This is a genomic window from Cupriavidus sp. SHE (assembly GCF_000812445.1).
Classification (GTDB): Bacteria; Pseudomonadota; Gammaproteobacteria; order Burkholderiales; family Burkholderiaceae; genus Cupriavidus; species Cupriavidus metallidurans.
Genome location: NZ_JWMB01000038.1, coordinates 16,042 through 32,300, shown reverse-complemented (window position 1 = coordinate 32,300; position 16,259 = coordinate 16,042). Strand labels below are relative to the sequence as shown.

The window sequence follows — 16,259 nt, the reverse complement described above, 5'->3', positions numbered from 1 at the left end:
CCCGCCCCACCCCCCCGCCATAATCAGCGTCGAGCCTGCATTCGTCCCGGTATCCCCAGCCATCGGCGGTGGCCCGAATGTCGCCACGACCGAATCCAGCCTGGTGGCCAAGGCCGAATCCGCATCGGTCCGGGCCGTTTGCTCGGCTTTCACCCGCGCAGCCACAGAACCGACCATATCTGGCGGGCCGTCGATCAGGTCGACTCTCCCTAGCAGATCCTTGCCCAACTGGGATTCGGTGATCTGCCCCGCGATCGCGTCCAGAATGGGGCCGGCATCTGCACTGCTCTGCCCCTGCACACCGTTGCCGGTCGGGTACCAGGCGCCGATGTTGCCGCTCTTGTCGACCAGGCGCGCCCAGAACCAAAAGCGCTGCCCGGCCGCCAATCCCATGATCGTGTGAGTGTTCTGCGGGAAGGCAAAGTCGGCCAGCTTGATGGCATCAGTACGGCTCAGCGTCTTGCTGTACCAGATCTCGGTACGCTCCACATCGGATGGCCCCGGCGGGAACCCCCAATCCAGCCGAATCGAGAACACCAGCCCTGTGGCCACCAGCGACGTCACCACGGGCGGCGGCGTCGTTTTTCCGGTCAGCACCGTTTCCACCGAGTAGGCAGGGATCGATGCCACGTCCAGGGCATTGACCGCACGCACACGCGCCAGATACGTGCCGGCGTAGATGCTCGTCACCTCCAGGCTGCAGGAGCCCGTACGGCCGGCCCTGACCCATTCCCCGTTGTCGCGACGCCATTCCACCTCATAGGCCACGGCTCTATCCGATGGCGACCAGCTGACAACCATCGTCGTTGACGCGATGCCTTGCCCAATGACGGAATACGATCTGATTTCCACGCCGGTGGGCGGAGGCTGTACGGATGGCGGGATAACGGTCACTGGCCGCGATTCCAGCCGGGAACCGTTGTCGATCGCTGCGAATTTTCCCGCCTCATGCCTGAGCGCCGTCACCTGACGGGTGATGCCATCGCCTTCCGTAATCGACAGCACGCGGAACAGCTGGGTTTTCAGCGTGGCGCTGTCAACCGCCCAGACCGCCTCTGCCTGGATGCTCTCGGTCCAGTCCGCCGACACCCGGACGGTGGAACCCACAACCTCCACGACCGTCCGCGTCTGCACGGCCCCTGAGGGCAAGGCGACCGTCAGAGCGTCGCCAGGCTGGATCTGATCGACCTTGTCGAGCTGCACCTGGCGCGTGCCGGGTACCGCGCGCACGCGGCCACCCAATCGCCGCCCGGCTCGAGCAGGATCTGCAATGCGGACAACGCTACCCGGCCTCACCAATGCCGCGTCGAGGCCGACCCCGAATGTCACGGTCTCAGTCTCCATGCGGCTGGTGAGCAAGATCCACTGCCCGGCGCGGTGCGCCTGCCCCTGCGACGTGCAGCCAAATGCCGTCACCTCGGTCTGGCGCACGCCGTAGCGCGCAATGCCATCGTCATCCGGCACATACTCGACCTTGGCCCGGTAGAAGTCGGACGGATCGTTCCACGACACCAACGCCACCGTCTTGCGGGCCTTCAGCCCGCTGCCGGCGTAGGAAAAGCGACCATCAATCACGTTGGACGCCGCGAAGGTGTACTCCGGGTCAGACGGCATGTCCGCCGCAGCGACCACGGTGCCGGACGCCCAGTAGGCCATGCCGCGAAAGATCGACGCCAGATCCTGCAGCACCTTGTACGCGTCGGCGCGCGCCTGCAGGTACACATTGCAAGTAAAGCGTGGCTCTTGCCCACCCCGCCCATCTGGGACCAGCTCGTCGCAATACCGCGCGATCTGGTAGAGCGACCACTTGTCGACCATCGCGGCGTTCACACGATCGCCGAGACCATAGCGAGGATGCAGCACCAGGTCGTAGAAGATCCACGCCGGGTTGTCAGTCCACGCCGTCTTGAAAGTCCCATCCCACACGCCGGTGTAGCTACGCGTTTCCGGCGTGTAGTTCGACGGCACGCGGAGAATCCGCCCCTTCATGTCGAACGACCGCGCCGGAATGCTGTTGAACTGCCGGGCGTCGATCTGGAGAGCCACGATGGCGCTATTCGGGTAACGCAGCTTGGCGTCGATGACCTCGGTATAGGACTCGATACGTGTGGTATCCGCGATGGTGTTGCTGTTGGCGTTTGGCGTGATCCGGCGAACGCGCACGTTCCACCCCTGCTTTGCCGGTGGCAACTCCACACGATGGCTGCGCTGGTAGTTGTTGGTGGTCTTTCCGTCGAAAGCCGTCAGCAGCACCTGCTGATATGCCGCACCATCGGTTGCGACATCGATGGCGTACTCGACCCGATACCCGCCGATGTCTCCCGTGCTGGTGTTGGCCTTCGAGAGCGAGGGCACCCCCAACCGGATGCGCACCGCAGAGAGCGCAGTGTTGTTCACGGCACGCACCCACGGCGTGGCCGCCTTCAGTTCCACGCCGACCGCCGCCTCGTTCTCAACGGACGGGAAGCCGGGAATGTAGTCCTGATCCTGCGTGCCGTTGCGGTACGCCAGCGATACGCCCTGGAAATTCTGCGAGCCGTCGGCATTCATCAGCGGCGTGCTATCCAGGTAGACGCTTTGCAGGCCATTGACCAGCCCATGGATCTCCCCCTCGGAAACGAGATCCAGCACGCGCGCGTACGCGATCGAGTGCAGGCTGTCCGGGCTTTCCGACGGGGCGCTGCCTCCGCCCCCACCTTTTCCGCCGCCCCCATAGCCAATGATGTCGCGCATATTCCCTGCACCAAATGAAAAGGCCCCGCACGAAGGCGGGGCCAGGTTATTGAAGGACACGCGGCGCTATGCCTGATCCTCAGCGAAAATGCCACCGGAGAGCACGGCGCTGCCGACGATCATTCGTCCGTACAGAATCGGCACGGGATTGCCCTGCGCCGTGGTGTTCACCGGTCCGTTGAAGTTGTAGCTGGCCCCATTGTTCGGCGAATCCTTCGTCGACAGGCCCTTCGCTTGCGGCGACAGCATCTGCACGACACCACCGAGCGCCATCGAGGCGCCCGCCAGACCCACACCGAACGCCATTTCCTTCGCTTGCGGCGACAGCATCTGCACGACACCACCGAGCGCCATCGAGGCGCCCGCCAGACCCACACCGAACGCCATTTGCGCGGTCATGCCAAGGGCCGGAGGATTCCACCATGCCAGCGCGACGAGCGCGACACCCAAGATCGTCTGAAACAGGCCTGCGCGCTTTGCACCGCGCATGACCGGCGCAATGCGGATGTCGTCACCGCCTGGCGGCGTACACATCTGATCATGACCAACGTTCTGCCGGCCAATGAACACCGCATAAGCCACGCCCCGTTCGCTGCTGTCCTGCAACTCAGCCCGGAACCCCGGCACTAGCACACTCAGCGCCCGCACGGCCTCCGCCGCATTGGCGATCGCCAGCCGGTGCACGCGACCAAACTGCACCCCCAGATTTCCGTAAAGTCGAATGGTTCGAATCTTTTCCATGTCGCCAAATTAAAAACCCGCCATAAAGGCGGGTAATTTCAATCGATAATGGTAACTAGCTATGCGCGCGGCGCACATCGGTCTAACAGCGCGTCCAGTTCCTTCTCGCTCAACTGGCGGATCCCCGAATTCGCTCGTCGAACCGCAAGCGCAGTTCCACCCTCAACGGCACGAAGATCAATAAGGTAATAGACTCGATAATCGCCCAACTGATCAAGGCCAATACTGATCTCCGTCCGCCCGCCACTTGGATACGTGGTGATCTTCGGTAAGTCATTCAGGCTGACCTGCACGCACTCAAGAACCGCGTTTGCGGTCGCCTTGGTTTGTCGCAGTTCCGGCTGAACTTGTCGAATCTGAGTTTGCGTCATTCCAACGCAACCAGCCATTAGCAACGCACACCCACCAAGCAAAGCTACCGCCCGCATATCATCCCCTCGCAGGAGTTAATTTCGCCGCTATTCTAGTGCAACATCACATTTCAATCGAAGCACACAGCGCGTGATCTCCTGCCAATATCCGCCATAAACATCGCGCGAAGACAGCCTGCCATGCTGGTGATGCAGCATCAACCCATCACCAAGATAGATCGCCGCATGGTTCGGAACCTTGGAGCGCAGCTGCATCAGAATCACATCACCCACCTGCTCCGGATGATCCTGCGAGACTACGACGAATCCCGCCTCTGCATAGTGCTGCATGTACAGATCATCGCCGCGATTCCACCAGTTATCGCGACGCTCAAAGTCGAGCAGCTCGATGCCACGCTCGCGGCGATACCAGTCCCGGATCAACGCATAGCAGTCCAGCACTCCATGGGCGAACTCGCGCCCGACTAGCGGCGCCTGGTAGCCGACTGGCTCGATCGACTGCAAGTCATCCGCCGGCCAGGACAGGATATGCCAGGGCAAACCAGATCCCTCACAGCTGACACGATCAGCCTCGCTAGGCGTGGCCGGCGCGTCCGGGTGCGTGTGCACCAGCGCAATCACTTCGCCGAGGTCTTCGGCCGCCGCATAGTCCTCGGCCGGCATCACGAAATGTTCTGTGCCAGCTGCTACGTTCCGGCACGGGACATATCGCTCCCGCCCCTTGACGATCACCACCAGCCCGCAGGCCTCGCGCGGGTAGTCACGCTGCGCGTGCTCTCGCACGGCCAGCAAGGTTTCGCGCCGCATATCACCCCCTGACGAGATCCGCTGCCGGAAACGAACCGTATGGCAGCGGGTTGTTTGCTCCAAACCGGGCCTTGCACGACGAGAGACGGCCGCCGCATTTGTCCAGCGCCTGATCGGTAACGCGGTTATCGTCGCGATCGAAATAGTCCACGCCGGTGTACCCGCAATAGGGACCGCGATACCCCCCCTTCGTCAACCACATGCAGATATTGGCAACGATCTGGCGCGCCGGGATCTGCGCATCGCCGAAATCCAGCGCGCTAGACAGCTCGAACGTCACGGAGACGGCTGATTCTTCCGCCTTTCGTTCGAGCAGCCAGATCTCCGGCGGCAACTCTTCACCCGGGTCGGCATCCGCATTCCCACCAGGGAAGTTTCTGGCGTCCAGATACTTGCCGAGCGTCTGCCGGCGCGTGAGCTGCGCACCAACCATGTCGGCAAGGAACAGGCATAGCGCCGAGATCGAGCCGTCCACGTTTCCCACGCGCAGGGTGGGCGTGGGCTGCTGGCCATCGCCTGTGCGCGCGAATCCCTCCACCTGAATCGGCCAGGGCGAGTACTCCTTACCCTGCCACCAGATCGAGCCGACCTGCGTGTAACCGTGAAAGCGGAGGACATCACCACCAATAGCGGTCGCGTCCAGTTCGAACACTTCGACCCACTCACCAGGCTCCAGCTTCTGTACATCGGCCTGAATGCTCATGTGACGGGTGCCTCCGGCCATTCAATCGTCGCTGCTGTCACATCGATGCGGCTCAGCGCGACGAAGTATCGCCTCCACTCGATCAATGCCGCACCTTCAGCCTCCGTTTGGATGCCAAGCTCGACAGCCATCTGCAATGGCTCGATCGCGGTGCGCGCTCGAGCCGATTCCGCCTGACGCTTGATGCGGGCCGCGTCCACTCGCAGCGTGGCGGCCAGCCCCTCGTCCAGCACCCATGCACCATCGCGCCAGACGTGAGCCGGAGAGGGGCGAGGCTGGTCCGTCACCATAGCGGGAAGGGGCCCGACTCCAGCGTACTGCCCCCCGATTTCGTACGGCTCACCGCTAGGCACACTGTAGAGGGGAATGGCCCGATAGTCGGGAACGATCTTCCATTCACCAAACTCCCAGTTCATCGGCGGCACGCCATGTGGATCCACATAGATCGCCACCTGCCCGGCCTGCACCGAGGGCGCATCCTGCACGGTCGCGTACGCTGGAATGAGCGGCATATCAGGATTCACCGGGTTATCGGTAGCAACGCCAACGCTGGTTGGCACGCCGGTGAAGTTGTCGTAGTTCGTGACTTTCATACCTGCCCTCAATACTTGATGCACGGAAGCAATGCGACGTTTCGCGGGCGCGTTTCCGACCCCCCTGCGGCACCCGTCCCCTGGTTGGATACGGTGTTGCCGTAGGTGCCGCCCGCATACGCTGTCCCGGCCATGGCATACAGAATGGAAGCAGGAATGGTATGGCTATGACTGATCACAGCCTGATCCTGAAAGCTACCGAATCCGCGCGCTGGATCCACGCCCTTCCCGTGATCCCATCCACGCAGGAACTCCCCTCGCAGATCCGGAATATTGAACGTCGTCACGCCGTTTCCAGCCCCGAAAGTCGTGCCGATTCTGGCGAACAGTGGAGGAAAGTCGGACCTGAAGAGGGCTGCCCCATTGCACTCCAGGTACCCAGATGGGGGCGTACTGGCCGCGAAAAATGAAATCCTGCCCACATCAGCACTCGCTGCCGTCATGAGTTGACCGACCTGGTACCGCATGATCCCATCGACATCCGAGACGTTACCGCCGTCGCTGAACACCACAACGCTTGAGCCTGCCGCAAGAATGGGGCCTGTTCCACTCGCCGTTTTAAAGCGAAGCGTGTATGGCCCGGTGGTGGCATTCACAACAATCCATGTCTGCGGGACGGAATCCGGTACCGCAACCTCACGATTCCCAGTCAACGCACCGTATAAGTACATGATCCCAACCAGTGCCTCCTGAGCTGACAGGGCGATCACGCCTGCGCCTCCGACATCCTTCACCAGTTGCGACTGAGCCTTGGCGTACAGCTCGTCAAAATTCGCGTTTGCCTTGGTGAAACCCGTGCGCGAATCATCACCGCCATCGCCTTTCGGCGGGTAACCGAGATTGATTGTCTGTTTTGCCATCTTCTACGGCGCGAACGCCTGCTGAAAAGTTGCGGAGAGGGTGTAGACGCCCTTGGCCGCTGGGCCGAGGGCGTACCGCGCCACCTTGTACCGGCCCTGCTCGCCGAGCGGCGGCGTCCAGTAGAACGACGTCGCGCCGGCGTGCCGGTCCAGGAAATCGCGGATCGCCTTGATGGTGTCGCGATCGCCCACGAACTGCAGTGGCCACGCCTCGACCTTGTTGTTGATACCGTCGGGCACAGCCTGCGCATAGCCATCGCCAAACTGCGCACCCCGTACGCGCAGGGTGACGTCCCCCTGCGCGCCTGGGCCGCTGGCCTGCCACGTGAAGGTTTCGATTGCCATATCAGATCATTCCGTTGCGAATCTGGGCCGCATAACCGCCCTGCCCGACCATGTTCTTCGACATGCGCTGGTCAATGCGCTGGTCGATCTGTTTCCAGATCACATCAATGTTGGTGTTACCCGCGGCGTCCTCGGATTTCCTGACTTCCGGCTCGCCAGGTGCGCCGTAGAAATTCAGCGTCACCTTGGATCCACCCAACGCCTTCGCCGGCAGGATCGTGCCTGCCGTGCTGGGGATGAACGGCTCTGGCCCCTCCTCGCCGACCAGGTACGGCTGACCGGCTACCACCGGACCACCGCTCGCACGCGTCGGTAGCGCGAAGAGTCCCGCGCCGTAGTTGCCAGACACAGAGCCCGCCGTACCAAAGAAGTCACCGGCCAGCGGCGTTGTGGCGGACCCTGCCGAGCCAGCCACGGCACCTGCCGCGCCATCGAAGGAACCAGCGCCGCCCAGCGAGCCGCCGAGCAGCCCACCGACGTAGTTGATCCCCATCTGGAACAAGCCAGAGATAGCCGCTCGCGCCTGGATACGCGCCAGATCTGCGATCACCGACTTGGCAAAGTCACCAAACGATGCCTTGCCGGTCATCGCAAAGCCGACCAGCGCGTCTTCCATGCCCTGGAAGGCATTGCCGAATAGCCGGCCGGTCTGGTCGGCAACGTTGCCGGCATAGTCCTGGTAGTCGGCGAACGCCGCGCGCGCGCCGTTGCTCCAGTCCGCTCGCTTTGCAGTCAACTGGTCGTAGTAGCGACCCAGTTGCTCCAGCGCCGCCCGTTCGCCGTCATTGATCTTGCCCAGCTCATCCTGGAAGAGTGGCGTCCCGAGTTGCCCCCGGTCGGTCATGCTCTTGATCCAGTCCGTCCGGACGCGCGCGAACTCGCGATAGATGCTCTTGGCGGCGCTCACCTGCTCCATCGCCCGACCACCCATGCCGAAGGCATCGAGCTGGCGCGAGTACTGGTCCGCACGAGTACTCGCGCCCTCGCCGATCCGGACGTCAATGCCGGCGGCCTGCGCGCGCGCCTGCTCCGCCAGGCGCACCTGCTTCTCGGCCTCTTTGGTCTGCGCCTTCTTGCTCTCAAGCGCAGCCTCGGCAGCGACGTTCAGATCGAGCTGAGCGCGGATCTCATCCTGCCGTGCGAGCAGGCTTTTCTGATCGGCCGTCAGGACTTTCTTTGTCTTGATGTCGGCGATCTGTTGCTCGAACTCGGCGCGTGCTTTCGCGGCTGCCGTCAGCTTGTCGCTGTCCTCCAGCGCGGCCTTGGTTGCTGCCTCAGTCTGCCTGAGCTGGTCGAGGTAGCGGGTGGCGTAGTCTTCGGTGTATGCCTTGCCGTGCGACGCCTTCGGGTCTTTGTATTTCTCGTTGACAGCCGCGATACGCTTGGCGATCTCTTCCTCGGTAAGGCCGACTTTTTCGCCATCTTTCCGCAGCTGGTCGATCTCGTCGGCACGCTGCTGCGCGCGCGATCGGGTGGCCTTTTCCTGCGCCTCCAGCCGCTGTCTGGCGGCGATCTTTTCCTGCTCGTCGCGCTGCCGGCGCCCATCGGCTGCCGCCTTGTCGGCATCGGCCTGTAGCGCCGTTTCCTGCGCCTGCAGCGCCTTGAGCCGCGCCAAGGCACCTACCCGTCGACGATCACCGTTGCCGGTGGCAGCGCCGCCGCCCGTGGAGTCAAAGCCGGTCGGCTGCCCCATCTTTTCCAGCTCAGACTGAACGGCGGCGATATTGCGCCGCACGTCGGCGAGCGTGTCGGGCCTGCCGATGCCCAGCATGTAATCCCATGCGCCCTTGGCAGCGCCGGCGACGGAATTCCAGCCGCGCTCCATGAGACCAAGATGCTGGAGCACCTGGTTGGCACGCTGCGTCATTTCCTGAGCGTAAGTACGCTGCGCCAAGGCGGCGGCCTGGTCCTTGTCACCCTGCTCTTCCAGCGCCTTGATCTGCTGGTAGACCGCGTCTGTCAGGAAGTGATACTGCTCGTTGAGCTTGAGGGCGGCTTTGACCGGCTCGTCGCCCAGATCATTGAAATGGCCGACGGTTTCCTTGACGGCCACCCCCACCTTCGCCAGGGTGACTGTGGCCGTGCCCACCACCTGGAGCTGGTCGGCCGCCACCTTGCCTGATGCGGCCAGGTCATTGAGGACTGCCGCCGCTGCGCCCTGCGTGCCGACCGTCCGGCTGATCTCGGCGGACATAGCCACCAGCTGGTTTGCGCTGACACCGGCATAGTTTCCGGTCAGGATCAGCGACTTCTGAAATGCCGTCTGCTCCTGCGAGCCCTGATAGGCCGCCAGACCCAGGGCCGCGAACGCGCCGGCCGCAAGCGTTGCCGGTGAGATCAACCCGCCGATGTAGCCGCCCAGCGCCCGCGCTGCCGGCACTACGCCACCGAACATATCCTTGAGCTGCCCACCTTGCTGCGTGAGCACAAGAAGCGCGCCCTGCCCGCCGGCGAGCTGGGTGACGATGTCCGTGAACTGCGCGGGCACCTGGCGCATCGCGGCGGCTGTTTGTGCCGCCGAGATCCCCGTTTTTTCGAGGGCTCCGCCGCTTTCCCGAATCTTGGCGATCAGCGGCGCGGCCTGGTCGGCGATGCCGAGTTGCGCGGCGCGGTATGCCAACCACTCGTCGCGCGTCTTGCCGACCTGATCGGATTCGCGCTGTAGATTGGTCAGGAATCGCTTGGTAGCCGCGTCAACCTTCGCGCCGGCACCTTCCGCCGAGCCACCAATCTTGGTAAAGCCGTCCGACGTGGCCCTGCTGGCGCCGGCCACGGTGGATTCGAACTGCTTGACCTGCCGTGCGCCTTCCTGCAGGCCGGTCTTGACGCCGGAAACGTCCGCGCCCACCTGCAGGGTGGCCTTCCCAGCGACCACACCACCGCCCACACCACCGGCGCCGTTGCTGGCTTCGTCTGCCATATCACCCCTCATTCATCGCCGCCAGAGCAGCGTCTTCCATGACACGCAGTTGCTCGAATACCTGCGGCCACTGATCACGCGACACGCGAGCCATGCGGAACACGAACGGCAGCACGTTGTAATCGAGGGCCACCGGCCCCCGGAACCCCATGCGCCATTGCGTGATTAGCCGGCAGAACACCTGGAACGCCGTGGCGTTCTCGGGCCAGATTTCTACGTCCGGCCGGGGATAGTCGGCCGCCGTCAGGCCGAAGGCCGCGAGTTGCTCGAGGTCGGGCGGCCGCCAGTAGAGCCCGCGTGCCGCCGCAATCAGTTTCCCCGGCGCGCCCCGGACAGTTCCTCGAAGTACGCTTCGTGGATCGCTCGGGCTGCGAACGTGTAGTTCGCCAGCAGCTCGACGAATGCATCGGGGGAAAACTCGGTGTCCACGTCGCGCCAGCCCTCGACAACCTCCAGCAGGTAGTTCGCGAACTCCCGGCTGCTCGGCTGGGCGCCGTCCGAAGAAAGATCCGCCGCGCGTCGGTAGTAGTCGGCAGCCTCCTCGGACGTTTTGTGTTTGAACACCAGCTTGAGCGACTTCGGGCCTTCGCCCGGTACATGCACCCTCGCCTCGCCGACGAATGTCGGATTCGCCTTGATCTTGAAACTCATGCCTGGCCTCCCGCGTAGCGCATCGGCTCCGCGTCGAGCGACAGGGTCACCGACAGGGCCATCGCTTGGTTCTTGGTCAGCGTCGGTACCTTCGAGAACGACACGTAGGCCGGATAGTAGGTACGCGCACCGTTAGGCATCTGCAGCCAGACCGCTCGGGTCTTGCGCTCAGCATCGGCCGCATCGAGCACCGCGTAATGCGGTAGCGCGTCATCGTCGGCAATGCTCAGGGTCTGGGAGCGTGCGCTGCGAATCGTCGGGATCTGCCGCTCGTCGCCGGTATCTTCCAGGAACTGGTAGTTGTAGAACTGCTGTTCGCCGCCCGACATGTTGGCTTCAAGCACCTGGGTGATGGCCGTCCACGTTTGCACTTTGCGCGCGGCGCCGGTGATCGCACCCGCCGGGAAGCGCTTCGTGTCCGTGGTATCTACGCCTTCCAGCGCGAACGTCCCGTCGGCCTTGTCGATGACACGCACCACGCGACCGTTGAGCGCCGGCCACGACGGCACGGCAAGTACGACAACATCGCCGTCGGCCAGGGTGTGACCCGCAGCAGTGGCGACCGCAGGGCTTGCGTTGCTGATCGCGGTGATGGAGACCGCCATGGCCATCGTCGACGCGATCGAAATAACTGCCCCGTTGGGCAAGCTCACAGACATATGAGACTCCTGAAATGAAAAATGCCCGCGCTAGGCGGGCAAGGATGGGATGACGCCCTTGGACGGGGCCTACACAGCAAACCAGATGGAAAAGTCCTGCTGGGCGCCCCGCAGGCCCGTCTCCGGCTCCAGCAGCGCGTTCACGCCGGTCATGACGACCGCCTGCAGCGGCGCCACACACAGCGAGGCCCGGATGTCGCGCAGCAGCTGGTTGGCCTGTTCGCGGTCGTCAGACCAGACCACCACCTGAAACCGTCCGTTTTCCTTGTCGGGAACGCCCGCGAGGAAGTTCAGCGGCTGGCCGCCGATCTGCTGGTAAATCACGAATGGCAGGCCAACGTCGGCCGGAGCAGTGTCGGGGTACACCCGGTCACCCACCATCGGTCCGATCACGTTGCGCAGCTCAGCCTCGATCGACATTCGCACCTCCCTTCGGTACTTCGTTGCCAAAATCATCCACCACTGACTTGCGCAGCACTTGCTGCATTTTCTCGGTGGCACGCTCCTGCATAGCCGTCACAGCTGCCGCCGCGCGATCGTTCGCGCGCCGGATGAAGGAATGGGCCGGCACCCATCGAATCCGCACCTTCTGGCCGTTGATCTTCTTGACCAGCCAGTGTCCGTTCTCCACCAGGTGCGCGTGCGGCGCCTTGAAGTGGTTCCAGCTGATCTCATAGACGGCACGGTCGGGCGCGGACAATCCCTTGGCATAGACACGGTAGATGGCGTCTCGCAGCTGGCCGGGTGTGACGCCATCCTTCGGCGGCCCGCTATAGACGGGCGCGAGCAGCTTGGCCTCGTCGTACAGCACCACGGCGCCGGCATGGGCGACCGAACGCACGACGTGCGCCTGCACGTCCTCGCCGATCTGCTCCAGCCCCTCAAGCATGTTGCTCTCCAGCCCGATCATGGTGGCCCCCGCTTAGTGTCCAGCCTCACCACCAGGTCGACGTACTCCCGCCCAGCTTCGTCCGGCAGGACCGACTTGATCTCGTAAGGCTCACCCCGGTACACAACACGCCACGTTTGCTGCACGTCGGTCCGGTACCGGATGCGCATACTGAACTGGGAGCTTGCGAGTTCAACCCCGGACGTGATCACCTCCCGGCCTGACTTGCCGCGAATCCACGCCCAAGGGCGGGCTACTTCGATCCAACCATGCATCGGCTGCCCTGAAGGCTTGCGGTCCTCTCCGGGCCGCTCCAGCAGGATGCGGCGGTTGTATTTACCGAGCTGCATCTGCACCTCCCTAGCAGTCGTAAAACCAGCGATACGGCGCAACCAGCGAGGCCGCACCGTTCGGGATGGATTCGAGCTTCGCCTCTGACGTGTCCGATGGATTGCTGGCCCAATGCCCGATCAGCAGCAATGCCGCCAACTCGATACCATCGTCCATCAGCAACGCGTTGGCAGGCGCATCGGCCGGTAGCTCCACGTCGCCTGGATAGAGCTTCCGGTTGGTCCGGTTCTCGATCCAACGCAGCGCAGCGCCGAGCAGGCGCTGCAGTATCGGATCGCTCACGTCCTCGTCGTCGATCTTGAGTTGTTCGCGGATCTGGTCGAGTTCGATCATGGACTGTCACGGGTCGATTACGCGGCCCGCGCCTATTAGGCCGGCTTGCCGACCAGCGCACCAATGGCCGCCGTGTCCTGCAGCACGCAGCCGAAGCGGTGGAAGGCGATAAAGCCGGTCTGGTCGAAGTCGGCGAAGCGCTCCACCAGACGCTTGAGCGCCATGTAGCGGACGCGGCGAACCACGAACTGGCTGAAATCGCCGCCGTACATGAACTTCTTGCCGGGGCCGATATCTGCCACCGCCTGGTCGATCACGTACTTTTGCTTGAGGATCGTGGGCGGCGCGCCGCCATCGATGCCCGGCAGCCACAGCGGACGACCCTGGCCGTCTTCCATTTCCTCGATCACCTTCAGCGTGTTGTCGTTGAAGGCCAAACGGTAGTTCGGCGCACTGCGGTAGGCCGGGTCCACCGAGTGGATCAGCGCGTTGATTTCCTTCCAGGTGAAGGTCGCCGCGCTCGCGGTGTTCTTCGTGATAGTCACCGAAGCATCGAGGCCCTTGGGCTGCTTCGGCGTGCCCGCGCCGGTGCCCTGCACGATCAGACGCGATTCGGCACGACCGATGCGCGAGCCAATGCGGCCGGCCAGAAAGCCTTCCATGTCGACGCCGGTGTCGGCCAGCAGTTCGTTGCTGACGCGGATCAGGTTCGACGACAGCTTCGCGGCACCCAGCGTGCCCATACCGAACTCGACATCGTCTTCTGCCGCTTCTTCGTTCTCGCCCAGCAGCACGCCCTCCTCGCCGCCGTTGAGTGCGATCGGCCATTCGATGTCGTTGCCGCCATCAGTCGTCAGGATCTGGGACACGCTGGCGATGCCACCGAAGGTGATGATGGACTCGATCACCCGGGCGAGGAACGTGGTCGGTACGGTGAAGCCACCGGCCGAGCCAGTGCCCGCACCCTGGGCACGGGATTCCGCGCTCATGTCGCGCAGGATCTGACGCTCTTCCGGCGTGATGTCTTGCAGACCAACACGCATGAAGCGGTCGAATGCTGCCGAGCGTTGCTCGGCGACGGTACCGCGCTGACCCTCGGGCGGCGGCAGGCCGGACTCGCGAGCGCGGCGCGCCAGGTCATCGGCGTTGCCTTCCACGTAACGCTGCTCGGCCTCGCGGACTTCTTCTTCGCGGGCGATCTTTTCGTCGAGCTGCTTCAGGTCCGCCTTCATGGCGTCCCAGCGCGAGCGCTGCTCGTCGGTCCACGCGCCGTCGCCGGCGCCGTCGTGCATGGAACGCATTTCCGATGCGACCTTGGCACGCTTTTGCTTCAGTTCAGCCAAATTGATGGGCATAACTTCTCCGTTCAGGTATTGATGAGGTCAAGAAAGCGTTCGCGTGCGCGACGCTCGGTGATTGCCGCGACATGTGCGCCTTCGTCACGGGCCTGCCGCCAGGCATCCAGCGAACGCTGGGCCGACGAGCTTTCGTCGTACGCCGGATAGGTCACCGGCGATACATCGAGTAGTTCGGCGAATCGGTGGATGGTGCGCACCACCAGTTCGCCCTCTTGTCGCCACTCGTCGCCGTCCTTGGCGACGATGAAGCGGAAGCTGGAGCCGGTCACGTCGCCGCGCGCCATCGGCGCGAGCACCAGGTCACGCACCATCTGCGTGTCCGGCGGCGTGATGGTGTAGGCCAGACCACGCGAGTCCAGCGACAGTTGCAGCGTCTTGCTGCGTGTGCGGCCCAGCACAAAGTTGGGGTCATGGTTGAACAAAGCGCGCACGTCGTCGTTCATCACGCCGTCGAACGCGCCAGGCGCGATTTCCTCGACGAACGTACCGGCGATCACGCTGCTTCGCGTATTGAAAACGGCGCCGTATCCGAAGATGGTCGTCGGCGCGTTTCCGGCGTCATTGGACGAGCGCAGCTCGCACGGCTGCCCCTGCAGCGTGCGCTTCTCGATGTTGCTCATTGGATTGCCTCAGGTAGATGCCGGCGGATCTGCAGGCTTGCCGATCTCGGCCGCCGGCTTGGCGTTGACGCTGACAAGCAGCTCGGAGAGGCCGTCTCGCGGATTCATATCCTCCAGCGCACGGACTTCGTTGCGATCCATCCAGCCGTCGGTGATCGCGTAGTGGTAGAACTCGGCACGCTCTTTCGGGGTGCCGCGCAGCAGTGCCGCAAGGTTCAGCTTCACGTAGTAGCCGGCCGCGCGCTCCGCAGGCGTGAACAGCTTGCGGTTCAGCTCCTGCTCCCAGTTCACCACCCACGGCATCATGGTGTTGCGGACGAATCCGACGCCCTGCTCGGCGATGTTTGAGAACGTTGCCTTGTCCAGATCGTTGATCATGTGCGCCGGCACGCGGTAGATACCCGCGATCTCGGAACGCGTCATCTTTCGCGTCTGGAGCGCCTGGGCATCCTCCGGCGAAATCGTCATCGCCTTGTATTCGAGGTCTGCCGGCAGCAGCAACGTCTTGTTGTCCGACTGCTTTAGTCGGACAACCGCCTTGTTCCAGAACTCTTTCAGGCGCGTCCAAGAGTCCTTTGTCAGATCGCCCTTGACCGTCAGCAGGCCGGTCGGTCGGCCGCCACCGTCAAAAAACTCCTTTCCATAGCGCTGGACCGCCAGGCCGAGGCCGATGGTGTCCATGTGCTGCCGGATCGGGCTGATGCCCATGCGACCATCCTTGCCGAGCGCCCGGATATGGATCATGTCCTGAGGCGCCACGGATAGCGGTCGGTCGTCATCATCGAGCGTGGCGTAGGTCCAGCGCCCAGCGATCTTGACGAGCGACGTCGTCCACGGCAGGTGACGCTCCAGAGCCCGCAGCTCACCCTTTGGTCCTCGCACAATCGACGAGTACCCGTTACCCCACCCGCACGCGTGCGCCTGCTTCGTTTCACGCCATTTGTAGCTGGTTTGCCACTCGTTCGGCGCGTCATGCAGCAGGTAGTACGCAGGATGGTCCGTCGCAATAGCGATCTTTTCACCTTGCCGGCGCAGCACCAATGCCGGCAGCTGCGCCAGCGCGGTAGACAGCACGTCGATGCAGGAGTAGACCGCCGACAGGCGCATGGCCGAATCTTCCGTTACTGCCATGCCGCCAGCCGCGTGTAGGTACTCCTGAAGGTTCTGGCCGGTCAGAGGCACTCTGGGGCTCTCCAGGCTGCGCGATTCGAACAGCTTGTCGAGGATCATCGCAGCCCCCGCATGATCGCCGGCACGATAGCAATCGTGAGCAGCACCGCGCCGCCCGCGAGCAGCGCTTCGGCAGGCCCGTACTTCAGATAGATACCGGCGGTCAGGCAAACGAGCCCCACCCCTCCGACCGCGTCGGTGAGCATATTTTTCAT

Annotated in this window: 20 protein-coding genes; all 20 read right to left on the bottom strand. The window is 63.4% G+C overall.

Going from position 1 to position 16,259, the window contains the following annotated elements; genetic code table 11:
• On the bottom strand, nt 1-2,733 hold a 2,733-nt coding region (locus RN01_RS19245; RefSeq protein WP_082019915.1), incomplete at its 3' end, for a host specificity protein J.
• 66 nt (nt 2,734-2,799) lie between these two features.
• Nucleotides 2,800-3,474, bottom strand: a complete 675-nt coding sequence (locus RN01_RS19240; RefSeq protein WP_039016745.1) for a tail assembly protein — start codon at nt 3,472-3,474, stop codon at nt 2,800-2,802.
• 59 nt (nt 3,475-3,533) lie between these two features.
• Nucleotides 3,534-3,845: a hypothetical protein gene (locus RN01_RS33995; RefSeq protein ID WP_029307783.1), complete on the bottom strand. Its 312-nt coding sequence runs from the start codon at nt 3,843-3,845 to the stop codon at nt 3,534-3,536.
• Nucleotides 3,846-3,932: 87 nt separating this feature from the next.
• The gene (locus tag RN01_RS19235; protein ID WP_029307782.1) at nt 3,933-4,652 is read right to left on the bottom strand and encodes a C40 family peptidase; all 720 of its coding nucleotides are present in this window, start codon (nt 4,650-4,652) and stop codon (nt 3,933-3,935) included.
• A 1-nt stretch (nt 4,653) separates the two neighbouring features.
• Complete coding sequence (locus RN01_RS19230) at nt 4,654-5,355, bottom strand: phage minor tail protein L (protein ID WP_039016744.1); 702 nt, start codon at nt 5,353-5,355, stop codon at nt 4,654-4,656.
• A complete protein-coding gene (locus RN01_RS19225; RefSeq protein WP_029307780.1) occupies nt 5,352-5,948 on the bottom strand; it encodes a tail fiber assembly protein in 597 nt (198 codons plus the stop codon). The genes RN01_RS19230 and RN01_RS19225 overlap by 4 nt, the downstream gene beginning before the upstream one ends.
• An 8-nt stretch (nt 5,949-5,956) precedes the next feature.
• Complete coding sequence (locus RN01_RS32525) at nt 5,957-6,808, bottom strand: phage tail protein (RefSeq protein WP_052261195.1); 852 nt, start codon at nt 6,806-6,808, stop codon at nt 5,957-5,959.
• A gap of 3 nt (nt 6,809-6,811) precedes the next feature.
• Entirely contained in the window at nt 6,812-7,153 is a 342-nt protein-coding gene (locus tag RN01_RS19215; RefSeq protein ID WP_039016743.1) for a phage tail protein, read from the bottom strand.
• 1 nt (nt 7,154) lies between these two features.
• On the bottom strand, nt 7,155-10,073 hold the full coding sequence (locus RN01_RS19210) for a phage tail tape measure protein (RefSeq protein ID WP_039016742.1): 2,919 nt from the start codon (nt 10,071-10,073) through the stop codon (nt 7,155-7,157).
• Nucleotide 10,074: 1 nt separating this feature from the next.
• The gene (locus RN01_RS33170; protein ID WP_255354636.1) at nt 10,075-10,320 is read right to left on the bottom strand and encodes a DUF1799 domain-containing protein; all 246 of its coding nucleotides are present in this window, start codon (nt 10,318-10,320) and stop codon (nt 10,075-10,077) included.
• Nucleotides 10,321-10,382: 62 nt separating this feature from the next.
• Nucleotides 10,383-10,724 (bottom strand): phage tail assembly chaperone, encoded by a 342-nt coding sequence (locus RN01_RS19200; protein WP_039016740.1) that lies wholly within the window; start codon nt 10,722-10,724, stop codon nt 10,383-10,385.
• Entirely contained in the window at nt 10,721-11,383 is a 663-nt protein-coding gene (locus RN01_RS19195; protein ID WP_039016739.1) for a phage tail protein, read from the bottom strand. The genes RN01_RS19200 and RN01_RS19195 overlap by 4 nt, the downstream gene beginning before the upstream one ends.
• Nucleotides 11,384-11,452: 69 nt before the next feature.
• On the bottom strand, nt 11,453-11,803 hold the full coding sequence (locus RN01_RS19190) for a DUF3168 domain-containing protein (RefSeq protein ID WP_039016738.1): 351 nt from the start codon (nt 11,801-11,803) through the stop codon (nt 11,453-11,455).
• Nucleotides 11,787-12,272: an HK97 gp10 family phage protein gene (locus RN01_RS19185; protein ID WP_328707020.1), complete on the bottom strand. Its 486-nt coding sequence runs from the start codon at nt 12,270-12,272 to the stop codon at nt 11,787-11,789. The genes RN01_RS19190 and RN01_RS19185 overlap by 17 nt, the downstream gene beginning before the upstream one ends.
• Before the next feature lie 17 nt (nt 12,273-12,289).
• Nucleotides 12,290-12,622: a phage head closure protein gene (locus RN01_RS19180; protein WP_039016736.1), complete on the bottom strand. Its 333-nt coding sequence runs from the start codon at nt 12,620-12,622 to the stop codon at nt 12,290-12,292.
• A 10-nt stretch (nt 12,623-12,632) separates the two neighbouring features.
• Nucleotides 12,633-12,956, bottom strand: a complete 324-nt coding sequence (locus tag RN01_RS19175; protein ID WP_039016735.1) for a head-tail connector protein — start codon at nt 12,954-12,956, stop codon at nt 12,633-12,635.
• A gap of 35 nt (nt 12,957-12,991) precedes the next feature.
• A complete protein-coding gene (locus tag RN01_RS19170; RefSeq protein ID WP_231582286.1) occupies nt 12,992-14,251 on the bottom strand; it encodes a phage major capsid protein in 1,260 nt (419 codons plus the stop codon).
• Nucleotides 14,252-14,262: 11 nt separating this feature from the next.
• Nucleotides 14,263-14,874 (bottom strand): HK97 family phage prohead protease, encoded by a 612-nt coding sequence (locus RN01_RS19165; protein WP_039016734.1) that lies wholly within the window; start codon nt 14,872-14,874, stop codon nt 14,263-14,265.
• 9 nt (nt 14,875-14,883) lie between these two features.
• Nucleotides 14,884-16,104 carry a phage portal protein gene (locus RN01_RS19160; protein ID WP_039016733.1) on the bottom strand — a complete coding sequence of 407 codons (1,221 nt, stop codon included), beginning with the start codon at nt 16,102-16,104 and terminating at the stop codon, nt 14,884-14,886.
• Nucleotides 16,101-16,259 (bottom strand): hypothetical protein, encoded by a 159-nt coding sequence (locus RN01_RS34350; protein WP_197067580.1) that lies wholly within the window; start codon nt 16,257-16,259, stop codon nt 16,101-16,103. Before RN01_RS34350 ends, RN01_RS19160 begins: the two co-directional genes overlap by 4 nt.